The 14,973-nt window shown below is 48.8% G+C and carries 13 protein-coding genes; 4 read left to right on the top strand and 9 right to left on the bottom strand.

What is annotated here, in order from left to right; all coding sequences use genetic code 11:
- Positions 1–67 precede the first annotated feature (67 nt).
- Entirely contained in the window at positions 68–1,231 is a 1,164-nt protein-coding gene (locus M4I31_RS01170; protein ID WP_085049058.1) for a mandelate racemase/muconate lactonizing enzyme family protein, read from the bottom strand.
- Positions 1,232–1,414: 183 nt separating this feature from the next.
- Between M4I31_RS01170 and M4I31_RS01165 the strand changes: the two genes are divergently transcribed.
- A complete protein-coding gene (locus tag M4I31_RS01165) occupies positions 1,415–2,341 on the top strand; it encodes a LysR family transcriptional regulator (RefSeq protein WP_085049059.1) in 927 nt (308 codons plus the stop codon).
- A gap of 66 nt (positions 2,342–2,407) precedes the next feature.
- Here the strand turns inward: M4I31_RS01165 and fraE are convergent, their stop codons facing one another.
- The 6 genes from fraE to M4I31_RS01135 all read right to left on the bottom strand — a co-directional run bounded on the left by fraE (position 2,408) and on the right by M4I31_RS01135 (position 9,184).
- Positions 2,408–3,451, bottom strand: coding sequence for a fructose-asparagine asparaginase (gene fraE / locus M4I31_RS01160; protein ID WP_085049060.1), 1,044 nt, complete (start codon positions 3,449–3,451; stop codon positions 2,408–2,410).
- Between the two features lie 52 nt (positions 3,452–3,503).
- The gene (locus M4I31_RS01155; protein WP_038635104.1) at positions 3,504–4,823 is read right to left on the bottom strand and encodes an anaerobic C4-dicarboxylate transporter family protein; all 1,320 of its coding nucleotides are present in this window, start codon (positions 4,821–4,823) and stop codon (positions 3,504–3,506) included.
- A 62-nt stretch (positions 4,824–4,885) separates the two neighbouring features.
- Positions 4,886–5,725 (bottom strand): fructoselysine 6-kinase, encoded by an 840-nt coding sequence (locus tag M4I31_RS01150; protein ID WP_038635106.1) that lies wholly within the window; start codon positions 5,723–5,725, stop codon positions 4,886–4,888.
- 63 nt (positions 5,726–5,788) lie between these two features.
- Positions 5,789–6,766 carry a 6-phosphofructose-aspartate deglycase gene (fraB, locus tag M4I31_RS01145; protein ID WP_087857266.1) on the bottom strand — a complete coding sequence of 326 codons (978 nt, stop codon included), beginning with the start codon at positions 6,764–6,766 and terminating at the stop codon, positions 5,789–5,791.
- Between the two features lie 176 nt (positions 6,767–6,942).
- Positions 6,943–7,662 carry a GntR family transcriptional regulator gene (locus tag M4I31_RS01140; RefSeq protein ID WP_087857176.1) on the bottom strand — a complete coding sequence of 240 codons (720 nt, stop codon included), beginning with the start codon at positions 7,660–7,662 and terminating at the stop codon, positions 6,943–6,945.
- 124 nt (positions 7,663–7,786) lie between these two features.
- Positions 7,787–9,184, bottom strand: a complete 1,398-nt coding sequence (locus tag M4I31_RS01135; RefSeq protein ID WP_085049061.1) for a cytochrome-c peroxidase — start codon at positions 9,182–9,184, stop codon at positions 7,787–7,789.
- 427 nt (positions 9,185–9,611) lie between these two features.
- Between M4I31_RS01135 and M4I31_RS01130 the strand changes: the two genes are divergently transcribed.
- Complete coding sequence (locus M4I31_RS01130) at positions 9,612–11,261, top strand: alpha,alpha-trehalase (RefSeq protein WP_069323756.1); 1,650 nt, start codon at positions 9,612–9,614, stop codon at positions 11,259–11,261.
- 27 nt (positions 11,262–11,288) lie between these two features.
- On the opposite strand, the gene M4I31_RS01125 is transcribed toward M4I31_RS01130, so the two are convergent.
- Positions 11,289–12,878 carry an STY4199 family HEPN domain-containing protein gene (locus tag M4I31_RS01125; RefSeq protein WP_085049062.1) on the bottom strand — a complete coding sequence of 530 codons (1,590 nt, stop codon included), beginning with the start codon at positions 12,876–12,878 and terminating at the stop codon, positions 11,289–11,291.
- Between the two features lie 167 nt (positions 12,879–13,045).
- On the opposite strand from M4I31_RS01125, the gene M4I31_RS01120 reads away from it, so the two are divergent.
- Together M4I31_RS01120 and M4I31_RS01115 are read left to right on the top strand one after the other, a co-directional pair.
- Positions 13,046–13,585: a GNAT family N-acetyltransferase gene (locus tag M4I31_RS01120; RefSeq protein WP_085049163.1), complete on the top strand. Its 540-nt coding sequence runs from the start codon at positions 13,046–13,048 to the stop codon at positions 13,583–13,585.
- A gap of 86 nt (positions 13,586–13,671) precedes the next feature.
- The gene (locus M4I31_RS01115; protein ID WP_069323754.1) at positions 13,672–13,995 is read left to right on the top strand and encodes a glycoside hydrolase family protein; all 324 of its coding nucleotides are present in this window, start codon (positions 13,672–13,674) and stop codon (positions 13,993–13,995) included.
- 45 nt (positions 13,996–14,040) lie between these two features.
- Here the strand turns inward: M4I31_RS01115 and M4I31_RS01110 are convergent, their stop codons facing one another.
- On the bottom strand, positions 14,041–14,643 hold the full coding sequence (locus M4I31_RS01110) for a response regulator transcription factor (RefSeq protein ID WP_085049063.1): 603 nt from the start codon (positions 14,641–14,643) through the stop codon (positions 14,041–14,043).
- Positions 14,644–14,973: the final 330 nt, after the last annotated feature.

The raw sequence follows: 14,973 nt of genomic DNA, 5'->3' as shown, positions 1-14,973 counted from the left end.
TATTCACTACACACTCAAGTAACACCCCTCCGGCAACCGGAGGGGTGTTATGTCACCTCCGCCCGCGCTATTCGGCCAACGCACGCATCTCTTTAATCAGATCAGATTTCCCTTCAAAACCGATGCCCGGCAGTTCTGGCATGACGATATGACCCTCTTCCACCTTCACTGAATCCGGGAAACCGCCGTACGGCTGAAACAGATCCGGGTAACTTTCATTCCCACCGAGGCCAAGACCCGCCGCAATGTTCAGCGACATCTGGTGACCGCCATGCGGTATGCAGCGTGATGGAGACCAGCCAAACTGCGCCAGTACGTCCAGGGTACGCAGATATTCGACCAGACCGTAGGAAAGCGCACAGTCAAATTGCAGGTAGTCGCGATCCGGGCGCATGCCGCCGTAGCGCAGCAGGTTGCGCGCATCCTGATGAGAAAAGAGGTTTTCACCTGTCGCCATCGCGCCTGGGTAAAATTCTGACAGCGCGGCCTGGAGAGAATAATCCAGCGGGTCGCCGGCTTCTTCGTACCAAAACAATGGATAATCCCGTAGCATTTTGGCATAGGCAATACTGGTTTCCAGATCAAAGCGACCATTGGCATCGACGGCAAGACGCGCTTCGTCGCCAATTTCAGTCAATACCGCTTCGATACGGCGACGGTCCTCTTCCAACGATGCGCCGCCGATTTTCATTTTAACTACGTTGTAGCCGCGGTTCAGGTAGCCTCGCATTTCCTGACGCAGCGCGCTCAGGTCTTTACCCGGATAATAGTAACCCCCCGCCGCGTAGACAAAGACGCGTGGATTCGCCTCAACGCCCTTCATCTCAGCCAGCAGACGGAACAACGGCTTGTTGGCAATTTTGGCAACGGCATCCCAGATAGCCATATCCAGCGTACCAACAGCCACCGAGCGCTCACCATGGCCCCCCGGCTTTTCATTACTCATCATGACGTCCCAGATTTTATGCGGATCCAGGTTATCGCCTTCGGCATTCAGCAGACTTTCCGGGTCAGCGTCCAGAATGCGGTTACGGAAGCGTTCGCGGATCAATCCCCCCTGGCCGTAACGACCATTAGAGTTAAATCCGTATCCCACCACGCGACGACCCTCTATCTCAACGTCAGTCACAACGGCCACCAGACTGGTCGTCATCTTGCTGAAATCGATATAGGCGTTACGAATAGGGGAAGCGATGGGTTTGGTAATTTCTACAACATCGAGGATACGCATGTTTTCTCCGGCGGGTTCTTAGTCAGTTATGCTCGCACTTACACGCCTGTAAAAAGTGATAACTCATGCCGGTTTATTATTGGCATAATGTATCCAGGCAGCATTTAAGGACGCCATCGTCCTGTATTTCTCCATCTTAAGCAGTGCTCATTTACTGATCTAATGCCAAAGAGGCTGGCTGTAATGCAAAATCGGCATCACCTGGAACTCACCTGGCTTGAAGACTGCGTTGCGCTGGCGCAGTCACTCAATTTCTCTCGCGCAGCCGCTTCCCGATTTGTGACGCAGCCCGCATTCAGTCGGCGCATTGTCTCGCTGGAAGAGTGGCTGGGAACGCCGATTTTTGAGCGTAACCGCCGTGGCGTTAGCCTGACTCGAGCGGGGGAAGTTTTCGTCGCTCAAGTGCCCGAACTGATCCGGGCGCTATATACCCTGAGAAATGAAACCATTGAAGCGGCGGGAAATACACGACCGGATGTTATTTTCTCCGCAACGCACTCCCTGTCGTTCTCATTTTTTCCGGCGCTGATGCGTAATAACGAAAAAATCGCCCGTTTCGGCTCATTTCGCCTGCTGTCAGACACGCTCAGCGCCTGTGAAAGGATGATTGAAAATGGGGATGCGCAGTTTCTGCTGTGTTATTACCACCCTCACATGCACATCAATCTTGATCAGACGAAATATCTCAGCGTTCGCCTTGGACAAGAAACGTTATTACCCTACTCCAAATGTGATCCCGGCTCTCATCAGCCGCTCTGGCAGGCTATGGGGGGCAAAAAATTTCCGTTCCTCTCCTTCTCTGCAGAATCCGGTCTGGGGAGGATCCTCTCGAACACGTCACCGGTGAATCATGCCCGACGCGGTATGGACATCGCCTTCACCGCCGATCTGGCCGCCACGCTGCTGGCGATGGTCAAAGCCGGGGACGGCATTGCCTGGCTGCCGGAAAGTCTGGCGGCTCCGGATGTTCAGGCCGGGACGATTGCCGCGGCGGCCCCACAGAAGAGCGGATTATGGATACCCATTGATATCCGACTGTTTCGGCCTGCGGGCAGAATGTCCAGAGCGGTAGAAGAATTGTGGGAAATATTCGTGGGCGAGCAGAGGTAACAAAATATCCGGATGGGAGGAAACGCGCCCATTTTGCATACAAACGAGCGCGTTAAACAACCGATCTTAGTAGGTATTAAAATAATGCTGAATGAGCTCAGGATTTTTCGTTTTTGTCAGGGCTGTCATCAGCAAAACCCGGGCTTTCGCAGGATTTAATGAATCAGACACCAATCCCGGCTGCCCTTTATCCTGTGGAACAATGCCGTTACCCGTTCGGGATGCACGCACCACAATGATTCCCGCTTTCTCTGCTTTTTTAATTCCAGCTTCACTTCTGACAGAAACCGACCCGGCACCGGTTCCGGCATAGACAATCCCATCTACATGATGCGCAATTGCAGCATCATACATATATTCAGGATCGTCCTGGTAACCATAAATAATCGCTACCTGCGGCAGCTTTTTAAGATTTCTTACATCAAAAACGGAACGCAGGGTATGCGTCTTTTCAATGCGAGTTTCAAACTCTGGTTTGCCATTGACGATAACCCCTAAATACCCCTGCTCAGGGGCTTTGAAGGTATCCAGCGTGGTCGCGTTTGTCTTGGTCACAAACCTTGCAGAACCTATGCGATCATTTAAAACCACCATAACCCCCCGACCCCTTGCATTCGGATCGGCGGCCACCGTGACCGCTTCCAGCAGATTCATTGCACCGTCTGCGCTAATGGCCGTCGCGGGTCTCATCGCCGCAGTGAACACCACGGGTTTATCGCTCTTAACCGTCAGATTGAGAAAGTAGGCCGTTTCATCAAGCGTGTCGGTTCCGTGGGTAATAACGATACCGTCAACGTCATCACGCGCGAGCAGCGCATTCACCTGCTTAGATAGCTTTAAAATAATGTCACTGGTCATGTTTTCGCTGCCGATATTAGATATTTGCTGACCATCAACACTGGCAATCTTATTAATTTCAGGCACTGCTTTAATTAATGTCTGAACACCTATTTCACCAGATTTATATCCCGATGTTTGGGTGTTATTTTCAGCGGTACCAGCGATGGTTCCTCCCGTCGCCAGAATTATTATGTGAGGTTGCGTTATCGCACTAAAAACGTTTGAACTGATAAATAACATCGCCGCCGCGATGAATATTTTAATATTCATTTTCATCCTCTGAATTTAATTAATTAGGGATACAGGAAATGCTTCAAAAAAATCAAGCCAGGATTATTTTCCCGATAATAAGGCCAACGACGACAGCAACAATAACATTCACTAAACCAGGCCGCATAAAACTATGGTTAAATACATATTTGCCTATGCGCGTAGTTCCCGTGTCATCAAAAGCAAGCGCAGCCAGACATTGACCCGCCACCGGAATGAAGAAATATCCATTCACCGCAGGCCATGCACCAATGAGCGCATATGCAGGTAAGCCTAATGCCAGCCCCAACGGTAGAAGAATGAGCGTTGTTGCCGCCTGGCTACTGACCATCGCAGAGACAAAAAACATCATGATGGCAATTAACCAGGTATGTTGCTGTAATAGCGTCTGAACCTCTGCCTTAATCAGATCAATATGCCCATTGACGAAGGTTTCGCTCATCCAGGCAAGGCCAAAGGCGCAGACAATCGCCAGTGCCCCCGCGCGAAACACAGTCCCGCTGATAATTTGGTCCACCGGAGGTCGGCATATCAAGACTATCAGACAGGCAAAAGAGAGCATTGTTATCTGGATCGCTGCCGACATCGATAACGGTTGCAGCCCTTTTGCCGTTTCCACTACCGGTCGTAATTGAGGAATAATCCCTAAGAGCACAATCACCACGGCACTCATCAAAAACAGTACGACAGAGAGCTTAGCGCGAAAGGTAACTTCAGTTTTATCGTGTTGTTTCTGAGCAGGCTTTATTAAACCCTCCGCAAGCCTGCGTTGATACTCTGGGTCATCTTTTAGCTCTTTGCCTTTATTAAAGGTCGCTAAGGCCCCCATCGCGACACCCACTAACGTAGCGGGAACGCAGATCATCATAATTGTAGAAATGGATATCCCTAACGGGGCCATTAAACCAATCATTGCCGCCATCGCCGCCGATATTGGACTGGCTGTGATAGCCTGCTGCGATGCAATAACAGAAATGGATAATGGCCGCTCAGGACGGATCCCCGAATCACGGGCGACTTCAGAAATAACCGGTAATAAACTATAAACAACATGCCCCGTTCCGGACATAAAAGTGAAGATATAGCAAATAAAAGGCGCCAGCAGCGTAATATAACGAGGATGACGGCGCAGAATTTTCTCTGCCAGTTTAACCAGTAAATCCAGACCACCGGCGGCTTGTAATGATGAGGCAGCTAAAACAACCGAAAGAATAATAAGAATAACGTCAATCGGCGGTGTGGATGGGGTCAGGCCAAAAACAAATACCATGACGCCAACACCGAGTCCCCCGACCATGCCTAAAAACACACCGCCAATCCTGGCGCCAACCATTAAGGCTAAAAGAATAAAACACAATTCCGTCCAAAACATACTTCCTCCTGGCTTATCTGGAGTGAATGTTGGGTTACATGAGTGGAACAGCGTTAACAGGGTTAATACGGTTTACCAAAACCGAATGCACCGTAATCAGACAAAACATTCGCTGCAGATTTACCACCAGCCTGCATGGCGCACAGCACCCTTTCTCGATCGGGCTCAGCTGTACCTGATTGGATAATGGAGAGCATAAATCCGGTTAAAAACGCATCACCTGCCCCCAGGGTATCTACTGGCTCAATATATTTCGGCGTCCAGTCAAGAAAACCACCAGCGGAAAAATAATAAACACGTTCATGCCCGCAGGTTGCAATAATATGTCGACAACCGTATTGGTAAAGCTTATTTATTTTTTCTTTGGTTTCATCTGGTGAGATGCCACTACAGGAAATGAAGCCATAATCTACCCATGGGCATACTCTTGCGAAATAATCATCGGTGCCACGTCCAGAAAAATCGAATGATATCATGATATTTTTCTGTTTTATTTTTTCCAGCTCACTTTCAAGATAACCATTAATACTGGTGTGAACTAAGTCAAAACTGGCAATGTATCGCAGATCATCCACCGTCAGCATGAAGGGATGTTCGCGTAAAACACCATTTTTATTACTGGTGACAAACTCACGATCGCCATTATTGAGGCGAATACAGGCGTAACCGTTCTCCCCCTCATAATGCCGACTATGGGTAATATCTATCTGTAACTTATGCAATACATCTTGTATATGTTTTGCCGCGTCATCATTCCCAAACGCCCCCATGAAGGCGCTTGAAGCACCGGCTTGCTTTGCGTAGACGGAAAAATTTAAGGCATTGCCACCTGGATACATCATTCCAGAATGAAGGTATTTATCGACGACATTGTCACCTATACCTATTACGCGAATACTCATAATAATACCCTGCTCTATAAAATCTTAAAAAGCGTCCCTGCTTTTACCTTAATCCTTTAGTAATCAGTATGCTACTTTCCACATATAGCGACGTGTAGTGAGCGGATGCTGGCGAGCTTCAGCAAGCGCTCGGTTGTAGACAGGGTAAACATTATTGAAGAGAGAATGGTTAAAGTAATCAATAACCGTAGTTTTGATAGTCGACAACCCTAACTCTTTCGCGTCTATCACTTCAATTCGCTGACCATATTTTTTCAGAAAATCTAATGCACGCTCATCGACCGGGCGGGTACTACCTTCAGAAAGCTGTACGAAAAATGGTGTATTAGCATCCGTAATTTCGAACGGTCCGTGGAAGAATTCACCGCTGTGAATACAGGCTGAATGAATCCACTGCATTTCCATAAATATGCAGATACTTTGTAAATATGACGCGCCATAGCCCGCCCCACTGGCAACAGTATAAATAACTTTATCGTCTTTATATTCTTGAGCAAATGCTTGTGCCCGTTCAGCCACATGCTCGCAAGCACGATATACAATACGGTTAATTTTACTGACGCCATCCAGGAAATCGTCATAGTGAACATAGCCTTCTGTTTGCTGAAGAAGCTCTACCGCGGTAAGCAAACATTGTATCGTCTTCTCTTCAGCGACATCTTTTCCCTCGCCGAAGGTATAGGTCTCAACATAATCACAATGCGCAACCAAAGGTGAATCCATAACCCAGGTAAGCCCAATAACGGTCGCGCCATGCAGGCGTGCAATTTCTGCCGCCTTCGTGGTTTCAGGGGTATTGCCTTTATGCGAAGCAACAACAACGACGGCATTTTCACCCAGCGCAACAGGCGGGTTACTGATAAATTCCCCACTGTTGTAAAGGCCCACGCTCAGCGTTTTTGACTCTTTTTCTAAGAATGCTTTTGCCGGGTAGAACGCGGCATAAGACCCACCACAGGCAACATAGTAAACATGTTTAGTCCCCCCTTTTTCCGCCTGGCTGGCCACAATATCGTTCACAATTTCTTTAATGCTCATTATGGTTCCCTCTGGTTCAATCAATCATACAGGCGGATATCGCCTACAAAATGACTCTTAATGTATTGGTATTTTTATAATACATTTAAAGACATTTTATCAACGTAAGAACCATAAAAAATCGGGATCCGCGACACGGATCCCGATTTTAGCCAGTATCAAAGATGTAAGAGGAGGACCTATACGGTGAATCGAATCTTGTCGCCAACGATCAACTGACGGGACACACAAGATAATTCTCCTTTGTTATCAATCATTTCACTCTTAATTAAAATCAGAGGATAATTTTCACTCACCCCAAGATAGTGAGCAACCTCAAAGCTTGCATACACTAGCTCAATCATTTTGCGCGAATGGGTAAACCACAGCCCATATTTTTCACGTAAGCAAGCGTATAACGAATGATTATTGAGGTCCTCTTGCAGCAGAAAGGCAAAACGAGGAGGTAACTGGATGGTTTCCAGCGAAACGGGAATATCGTCAGCATAACGAATACGTTCAATGACTACCGCTTTCTCTTTTTCAGCCATTCCCAGCGAGGCGCTGGTCTCGTTATCCACCGATTCAAAAACCGATTTGATAGTCCGGGAGCCGGGCCGCCGCCCCTGGGACTGACACAACTCGCTAAAGCTCATAATCCCGGTCATGCTGCGCTGAAACTTTTCATTGCTGACAAACGTTCCCTTGCCAGAAACACGCGTCAGAAGATTTTCACGCGTTAGAGCATCCAGAGCTTTACGCACCGTTACACGACTAACCTGCCACTGGCTACTGAGTTCATTTTCTGTGGGGATCTGCTGACCGGGCTTGTATTCACCGCGCAAAATCGCCTCTTTCAAGGATGCCTCAAGCTGTTTATAGAGAGGTTTTGCGCTATTGCTGTCAGGTTGCTCCATCATTTGTATCCGTTTGTATTATTAGAATACCATGACATGTATTATAACTATTTACCTGACATTTGCTGGCATAAAAAAAGAAAATCGGCCACAAAATCAGTCTGGTGGCCGATTTATCATATTGAAATTACTGATGGTTCTGCATATACGGCGTATAAATCCCGTTCAAACTTTCGAGGAACGCCACGATATCGTCGATATCTTCCTGCGGCAGTTCCTTACCCACCTGATAACGCAGCATCAGTTTGACCGCACCATCGAGCGTAGGCACATCACCGCGATGGAAATAAGGCGCAGTCAGCGCAACGTTACGTAATCCAGGGACTTTCTGACGTAGCTTGTCACGTAGCTCATTGGTAACGTTCATCCGGCCAATATCTGCGGCAGTGACTTCGCCGAAATTAAAGTCCTTTTTCAAACCTAATGGTTCAAATGAGCGTCCGCCTAAAATAATACCGCCATGACAGGTCGCGCACTTATTTTCCTTAAACAACTGATAGCCATGTTTTTGCTGAGCCGTTAACGCCTCCTCATCACCACGTAACCACTTATCAAACGGTGAATTTGGCGTGATCAGCGTTTTCTCAAATTCAGCAATCGCATCGGTAATATTATCTCCGCTGAATCCCTGTGGATAAACCGCAATAAATTCTTGCTTCAAGAGCGGATCTTTATCCAGCTTCTGGATAATTTCATCCCAGGATTTAGATGCCATTTCAATCGGGTTCAACGGCGGACCACCTGCCTGCGCCTGTAATGTCGGCGCACGGCCATCCCAGAACTGTTCCACGTTAAAGACTGAGTTAAACACCGTTGGCGCGTTGATCGGCCCGACCGCTCCGCCTACGCCAATTGACGTTTTCCGGCCATCCACACCACCCGCATTCAGGGCATGACAGTGCGCGCAAGAGATCGTGCTGTCGCCGGAAATACGCGGATCGTGATAAAGCGTAAAGCCAAGCGCCACCTTCCGGGCATCAGTCGGGATGCTTTCTGGTATTGGCTGTACGGGTTCATTACGATGCTGCGCGGCGGTATCTTTACTGGCGTAATACTGCTCACGCTGTTTGGCGACCCAGCCCAAAATGTCTTCGCGCTCCGCATCGCTCACCTTACCGGCCCAGTGCAGCGCGGTATAACGCGTCGGCGGCATGGTTTCGTACTGCATCACCCATTCAATTTTATTCAGGTCGCTTTGCGAAACGGGTTTATCCGCGACCAGCGCCGCACGAACGGCCTCAAGATTAAAGGATTTATATCCCAGTTGAATGTCGTAATTCATCAACTGCTTAGCGACAGGAAAAGAAGAATAGAAAGGTAATTCAGCCGAAGGGGTGTGACAATAATCACATCCTTTTTCGCGCAAGAATCCTAAAACTTTATTATTTGCTTCCAGCGAAGAGGCCTGAACATCAGCCTGTTTGCTCCGTTGATTATCGTGATACCACACATAACCGGATAATCCAAAATAACAAATCACGATGCCAGCTATGGCAATCGCGGTAAGACGGGTAATGATTTTCATTATTTTACCCTCACCGTTGTGAGTTATTGTGACCCAGAAAAATTAGAATAATTAATGCACAGTCTTTGTCAGACTTGACCATCATAGGAAATGAGGGGATTACTATTTTGATAAGTATCAAGCAATTACATGGAGGAGAACTATCAATAGAATAGCCTGTGCCTATTATAGCGTTAAGCCATTAGCAGGTTTCGTTCACACCTCGTTGCAATCGAATGTTCTGAAAATGGAATATCTTCAGGTCGCGTACGATTCTGAATTATTCATTGTTATCATTGGGATAGTTTAATTTTTTAAATAATGTTCAACACTAAAACGTGATCAACCGCACGCTTTACTCAGCCAATACCGAAGCGAATGTCTACGCTTAACTGACGACCGGGCAACAGCCTTACTATTTCAACGTCCATCGGAGGTCTTTCTCATTATGCTCAACCAGAAACTACCCCACGCCCCTTCTGAAGAACTGACGATCGACATCGATCTGCTTTATGAAATGGATCCGTGCGAGTTAAAGCTGGATGAAATGATTGAGGCAGAGCCTGAGCCGGAGATGATTGAAGGGCTGCCCGCCTCAGATGCGTTAACCCCGGCCGATCGTTACCTTGAGCTGTTCGAACATGTCCAGTCGTCGAAACTGTTTGCCGATAGCAAAACCTTCCCCGACTGTGCGCCCAAAATGGACCCGCTGGACATTTTGATCCGTTATCGCAAAGTCAAACGCCATCGGGACTTTGACCTGAAGCGCTTTGTTGAGAACCATTTCTGGCTCCCGGAAACGCCCTCCAGCGAATACGTTTCTGACCCGGAAAATTCGCTGAAAGAGCATATCGATCAATTGTGGCCAGTGCTGACGCGCGAACCGCAGGACCACATTCCCTGGTCCTCGTTGCTGCCGTTACCGCAGTCATATATTGTGCCTGGCGGACGTTTTAGCGAAACCTACTACTGGGATTCCTATTTCACCATGCTGGGTCTGGCAGAGAGCGGTCGCGAAGATCTGCTGAAATGTATGGCGGATAACTTTGCCTGGATGATCGAAAATTATGGTCACATCCCAAACGGTAATCGAACGTACTACCTGAGCCGCTCGCAGCCGCCGGTCTTTGCGCTGATGGTGGAACTGTTTGAAGAGGATGGCGTACGTGGCGCGCGCCGTTATCTTGATCATCTAAAAATGGAGTACGCGTTCTGGATGGATGGCGCCGATTCGCTGGTGCTCAACCAGGCCTACCGCCACGTAATCAGAATGTCGGACGGATCCTTGCTCAACCGCTATTGGGACGATCGTGATACGCCGCGCGATGAATCGTGGCTTGAAGACGTCGAGACCGCCAAGCATTCAGGTCGACCGCCCAATGAGGTGTATCGCGATTTGCGTGCAGGCGCGGCATCGGGATGGGATTACTCCTCACGCTGGCTACGCGATGCAGGCCGCCTTGCCAGCATACGCACGACACAATTCATCCCAATTGATCTGAACGCGTTCCTCTACAAGCTGGAGAGCGCCATCGCCAATATTTCGGCGCTGAAAGGCGACAAAGAAGCTGAAGCGCTGTTTCGCCAGAAAGCCAATGACCGCCGCGATGCGGTGAATCGCTACTTATGGGATGATGAAAACGGCTGCTATCGCGATTATGACTGGCGACGTGAACAAATGGCCCTCTTCTCTGCCGCCAGTATCGTACCGCTGTATGTCGGCATGGCAACGCATGAACAAGCCGACCGGCTGGCCAATGCGGTACGCAGCCGCCTGCTAACGCCAGGGGGTATTTTAGCCACAGAACATGAAACCGGTGAGCAGTGGGATAAACCCAACGGCTGGGCGCCGCTGCAATGGATGGCTATTCAAGGTTTCAAATTGTATGGCGACGACCATCTCGGGGATGAAATTGCCCGTAACTGGTTGAAAACGGTGAATCTCTTTTACCAGGAACACCACAAGCTTATCGAAAAATACCATATTGCCGACGGCATGCCGCGCGAAGGCGGCGGCGGGGAATATCCGCTGCAGGACGGCTTTGGCTGGACAAACGGCGTGGTGCGCCGACTCATCGGGCTGTATGGCGAACCTTAGCCGCTGACGGCCTGACTCCTCAGGCCGTTAGTTAATCGCATCGTAGAGTTCAGTATGAATTTTTTGCCACTTTTTGTTCTCCGGGCTGGGTTCTGCACGAGCGCGGAGCTGAGCCTGCTCAAGATCATACTGTTGACGTGCGATAACCGCCGGAACCGAACAAAAACTTTGCAGGTAGCTTTTGTGCAAGGAAGTGAGTGACGCCCCATTCGACATGGCATGACTGAGCGTACTCATAAACTGTCTGCAAGGTTTGCTCTCGTTCATCTGCGCAGGATAACGCAGCAGCAGTCTCAACACCTCGGTATTGCCCGCAGCGAATGCTTGTTCCGTCCACGCCAGCTTCCAGTCCATCCCGCCCTGCAGGAACAGTGACGTCACACGGGTATCGTTGCGATCGATAGCCGCGCGCATGTTAAAGGCATCCCAGGTGATACCCATTCGGGTCACAGATTCCCGTGCGGAAGGTGCATCGCGGCGCGGTTCCTCCTGCACGATTTCAACGGATTGTCCGGATGGCGCCTGTGGCGCTGGCGAAGTGAATAACCAGAACGCACCCAGCGAAATCACCAGCACCATCACGCCGACCGCGACCCACAACATGCCTGAAATCAGCTGTTCACGCTCCTCCGCGGTGCGCTTTGCTCGCTTCTCCGGCGGATCAATACTGTCGGCGATTTCCTGTTTGTCGCCCCCCGCCTGCTCATCCTTTTGCTTTGCCATTTCCCAGAACTGGCGGACGGTCGTCTCATCAGACTCCAGATATGACGCGGGATTAACACGCGTACGCCTTTCTGCAAATGCCCGTTGTACAGGGTGAGTAATCTGTCGGTACTGACAATCCAGCAGCATCAGTTGTACTGAGGTCAGCGGCTGCTGCGCGATAACGCCGTTGCGGGCCAGCCGGCAATCATCCAGAAACATACGCAACGTAAGACGTGGTTCGACAAACAACGTCAGCACCGAGGTGTCGTTAAAAATCTGGGTAAAGTGGCGTACAAACAATTTCTTATCCACGACCATAAGCGCCAGCTCGCTAAACATCATGCCGTCCAGCGCATCCCGACTGTCACCCAGTTTTAACCAACGGCGCAGGCGTTCCCCACCGAAGTGCTGTTTCAGGAAGCTGTTGAGTGGATGTTGATCCGGCCATACCCGGGCGATAAGCGATTTGAGCGTTAATTCTATGGCACGAAGCTGACGCTGCGCATGGATCTGTGCTTCCGGCTCTGCACGTTCAATCTCAGTTTCATACTTCAGTATGGGCTGTTGCTGACGCAATTGTTCCAGAGACGCCACGAAGCGTAGCGCAGAAATCAGCTGGTTTTCACTGACGTCCTGGCCATTTTCATACTGCGGCACGCTCTGCTGCAGATGACGCAGCCGCAGAGTGAACTGGCTCAATTGCGCATCATTCATCTGCAAACGTCTGGCGACAGCTCCCCAGCCGCCCAGATTCAATCTGGCCTGGTCAAGCTGCTCAAGGAACCATCGCGGCTCTTTACCCTCTGCGACATGCACGCCTAACAGCAGCAATATTTCTACCGATGCCTGACGGATGATCGCCAGACAACGTTCAAAGGGTGTACATGTCGCTTGTAATGCGCTATTGGTCATCATCTTCCCTAACAGGACCCAAAACGTGCGGCCTCACAATGGTATGTCGTTATTTTCTATAAAAGCAGATGTGTATCGACGTAGACTAAAACACATTCATATAGCAAATAAATCTGTTTTACAGTGACTTCCGCACAATCATGGAAAATTATTCAGGAGATATGTCCGTGCCCGTATTGAAAACATCGCGCCTGATCTGTCGTCCATTGAATATTGAAGATTGGGCGTTCTTTTTAACGTTACAGCAGAACGCTGATGTGATGCGCTTTGTCGCTGATACGCGCACAGAACAAGAGATACAGGCAGCCTTTCATTCACGCTTACCAGAGTGGTCCCCCGGCAGCCCGCACTGGCTTTGCCTGGTGCTGTGCGATAAGGCATCGGGAACGCCGCTGGGGGTGACTGGATATATTCATGAAAACAATGAATGTGCCGAGGTCGGTTTTTTGCTTACTCCCGAGGCACAGGGTAAAGGTTATGGCACTGAATCCCTGCATGCCGTTTGCGATTACGCATTTACCCACGGCGGACTCCGCCGGCTGACGGCCTGCGTCACCGCAGGAAACGAAGCCTCAAGACGTCTGCTGGAAAAGATTGGGTTCATTCACGAAGGTACGCTGCGGGAAAGCTATTGGCTACAACAAACCTGGCGCGATGACTGGCTTTTCGGCCTGTTAAAACGTGAATATCAGCCGCCAATGCCATAAGGCGTTTTGCTGTAAAAACTGGCTACATGGCAACTGGCGTAACGGAGTGGATTTCTTAAAATATATCTCTTTACTCAGAGAGTATTATGCCGCTCCGTTCAACGCACTTCACACCCGCCTGTGTCGCATTTATTAAGCAATGGCAAGGCCTGTCGCTGGAAAAGTATCAGGATAAACATGGAATTTGGGTGATAGGTTACGGGCATGAAATTGCCGCAGACGAAACCTTTGATACCCCGATTACGCTAATGCAGGCAGAAGCACTTCTGCTCGCCGATCTGCATCTCTGTGAGGCGTTACTATATGAAAAAAAACCGCAAATAAAAGATCGGTTTCAACAAGAGACGTTAATTGCGTGGATATTCAGCGTGGGAATAACCCGATTTAACATGACAGAAATTTGGCCTTAAGCTATTTCACAGCCAGAAATTTTCTGACTGTGAAATTTACGTCAATTAAATAGCGTCGTTTAACATCATTGCCGCCTGCGTACGATTTTTTACCTCCAGACGCTGGTAAAGCGACTCAAGATGGGCTTTTACCGTTCCGGTACTGATATTTAACAGTCGGCCAATTTGTTTATTCGACTCGCCCGCGGCCAGCATAGTCAGAATTTCTCGCTGACGCGCACTGAGCGATCTTATATTTTGGCGGCTACTCTCAGCCGCTGTAATACAGTCTCTGGGGATAAACATCATGCCCATCGCGACACTATTGAGCGCCAGTGTGAAGGTTTCCGCGTCAGAGTCACGTGGAACAATGGCCAGCACGTTTAATTGCGTGACCTCCTGTAGCCATCTTTTCCGGCAATCCGTTGCTGTTACCAGCACTTTTACCGCCGAATGGCGTTGCGCGATCTGTTGCAGCAAGCTGCGGCAGAACTCAGCATCAAGATCGCCATCCAGCATTACCATTGCATCAGGGTTGTCTTCCAGCTTCTGCCACAGGTCATCTGTCTGACTGACACCCTGAACATCCACTCCTGGAATACGTTGCTGTAAACTTACATTCATTCCATGAATAAATATTGACTGCCTGTCAAACATTATTAACTGCATTATTTATCTCCGTCTGAATAAGATATTAGCCTTAGCGCGCGGAAGGGTATTACCCATAGGGTAAAATAAGAAGTCACCATTTGGCGGGGGGCCATTGTACCGATAGTCGTAGAAGAAAGAAGCAGAAATTATGATTAGTTACAGCTCAATCAACAGAATCACACAAAGAAACAAAAACAGAGAAATATATTAAGTAAATTCTTATATTTTGACGCTCATGTATATTAATTAATATTAATTATATGCAGTCTATATTTTTGTCGAAAAATAAGGAATGCAAACCATCATTCAAATATGTTACAAAATAAAAAATCGCATTAAATGCTTATT

Source organism: Citrobacter sp. XT1-2-2 (assembly GCF_023516235.1).
GTDB classification, from domain to species: domain Bacteria; phylum Pseudomonadota; class Gammaproteobacteria; order Enterobacterales; family Enterobacteriaceae; genus Citrobacter; species Citrobacter werkmanii.
Note: the sequence above shows the minus strand (reverse complement) of the source record. Positions and strands in the feature narration are given on the sequence as shown.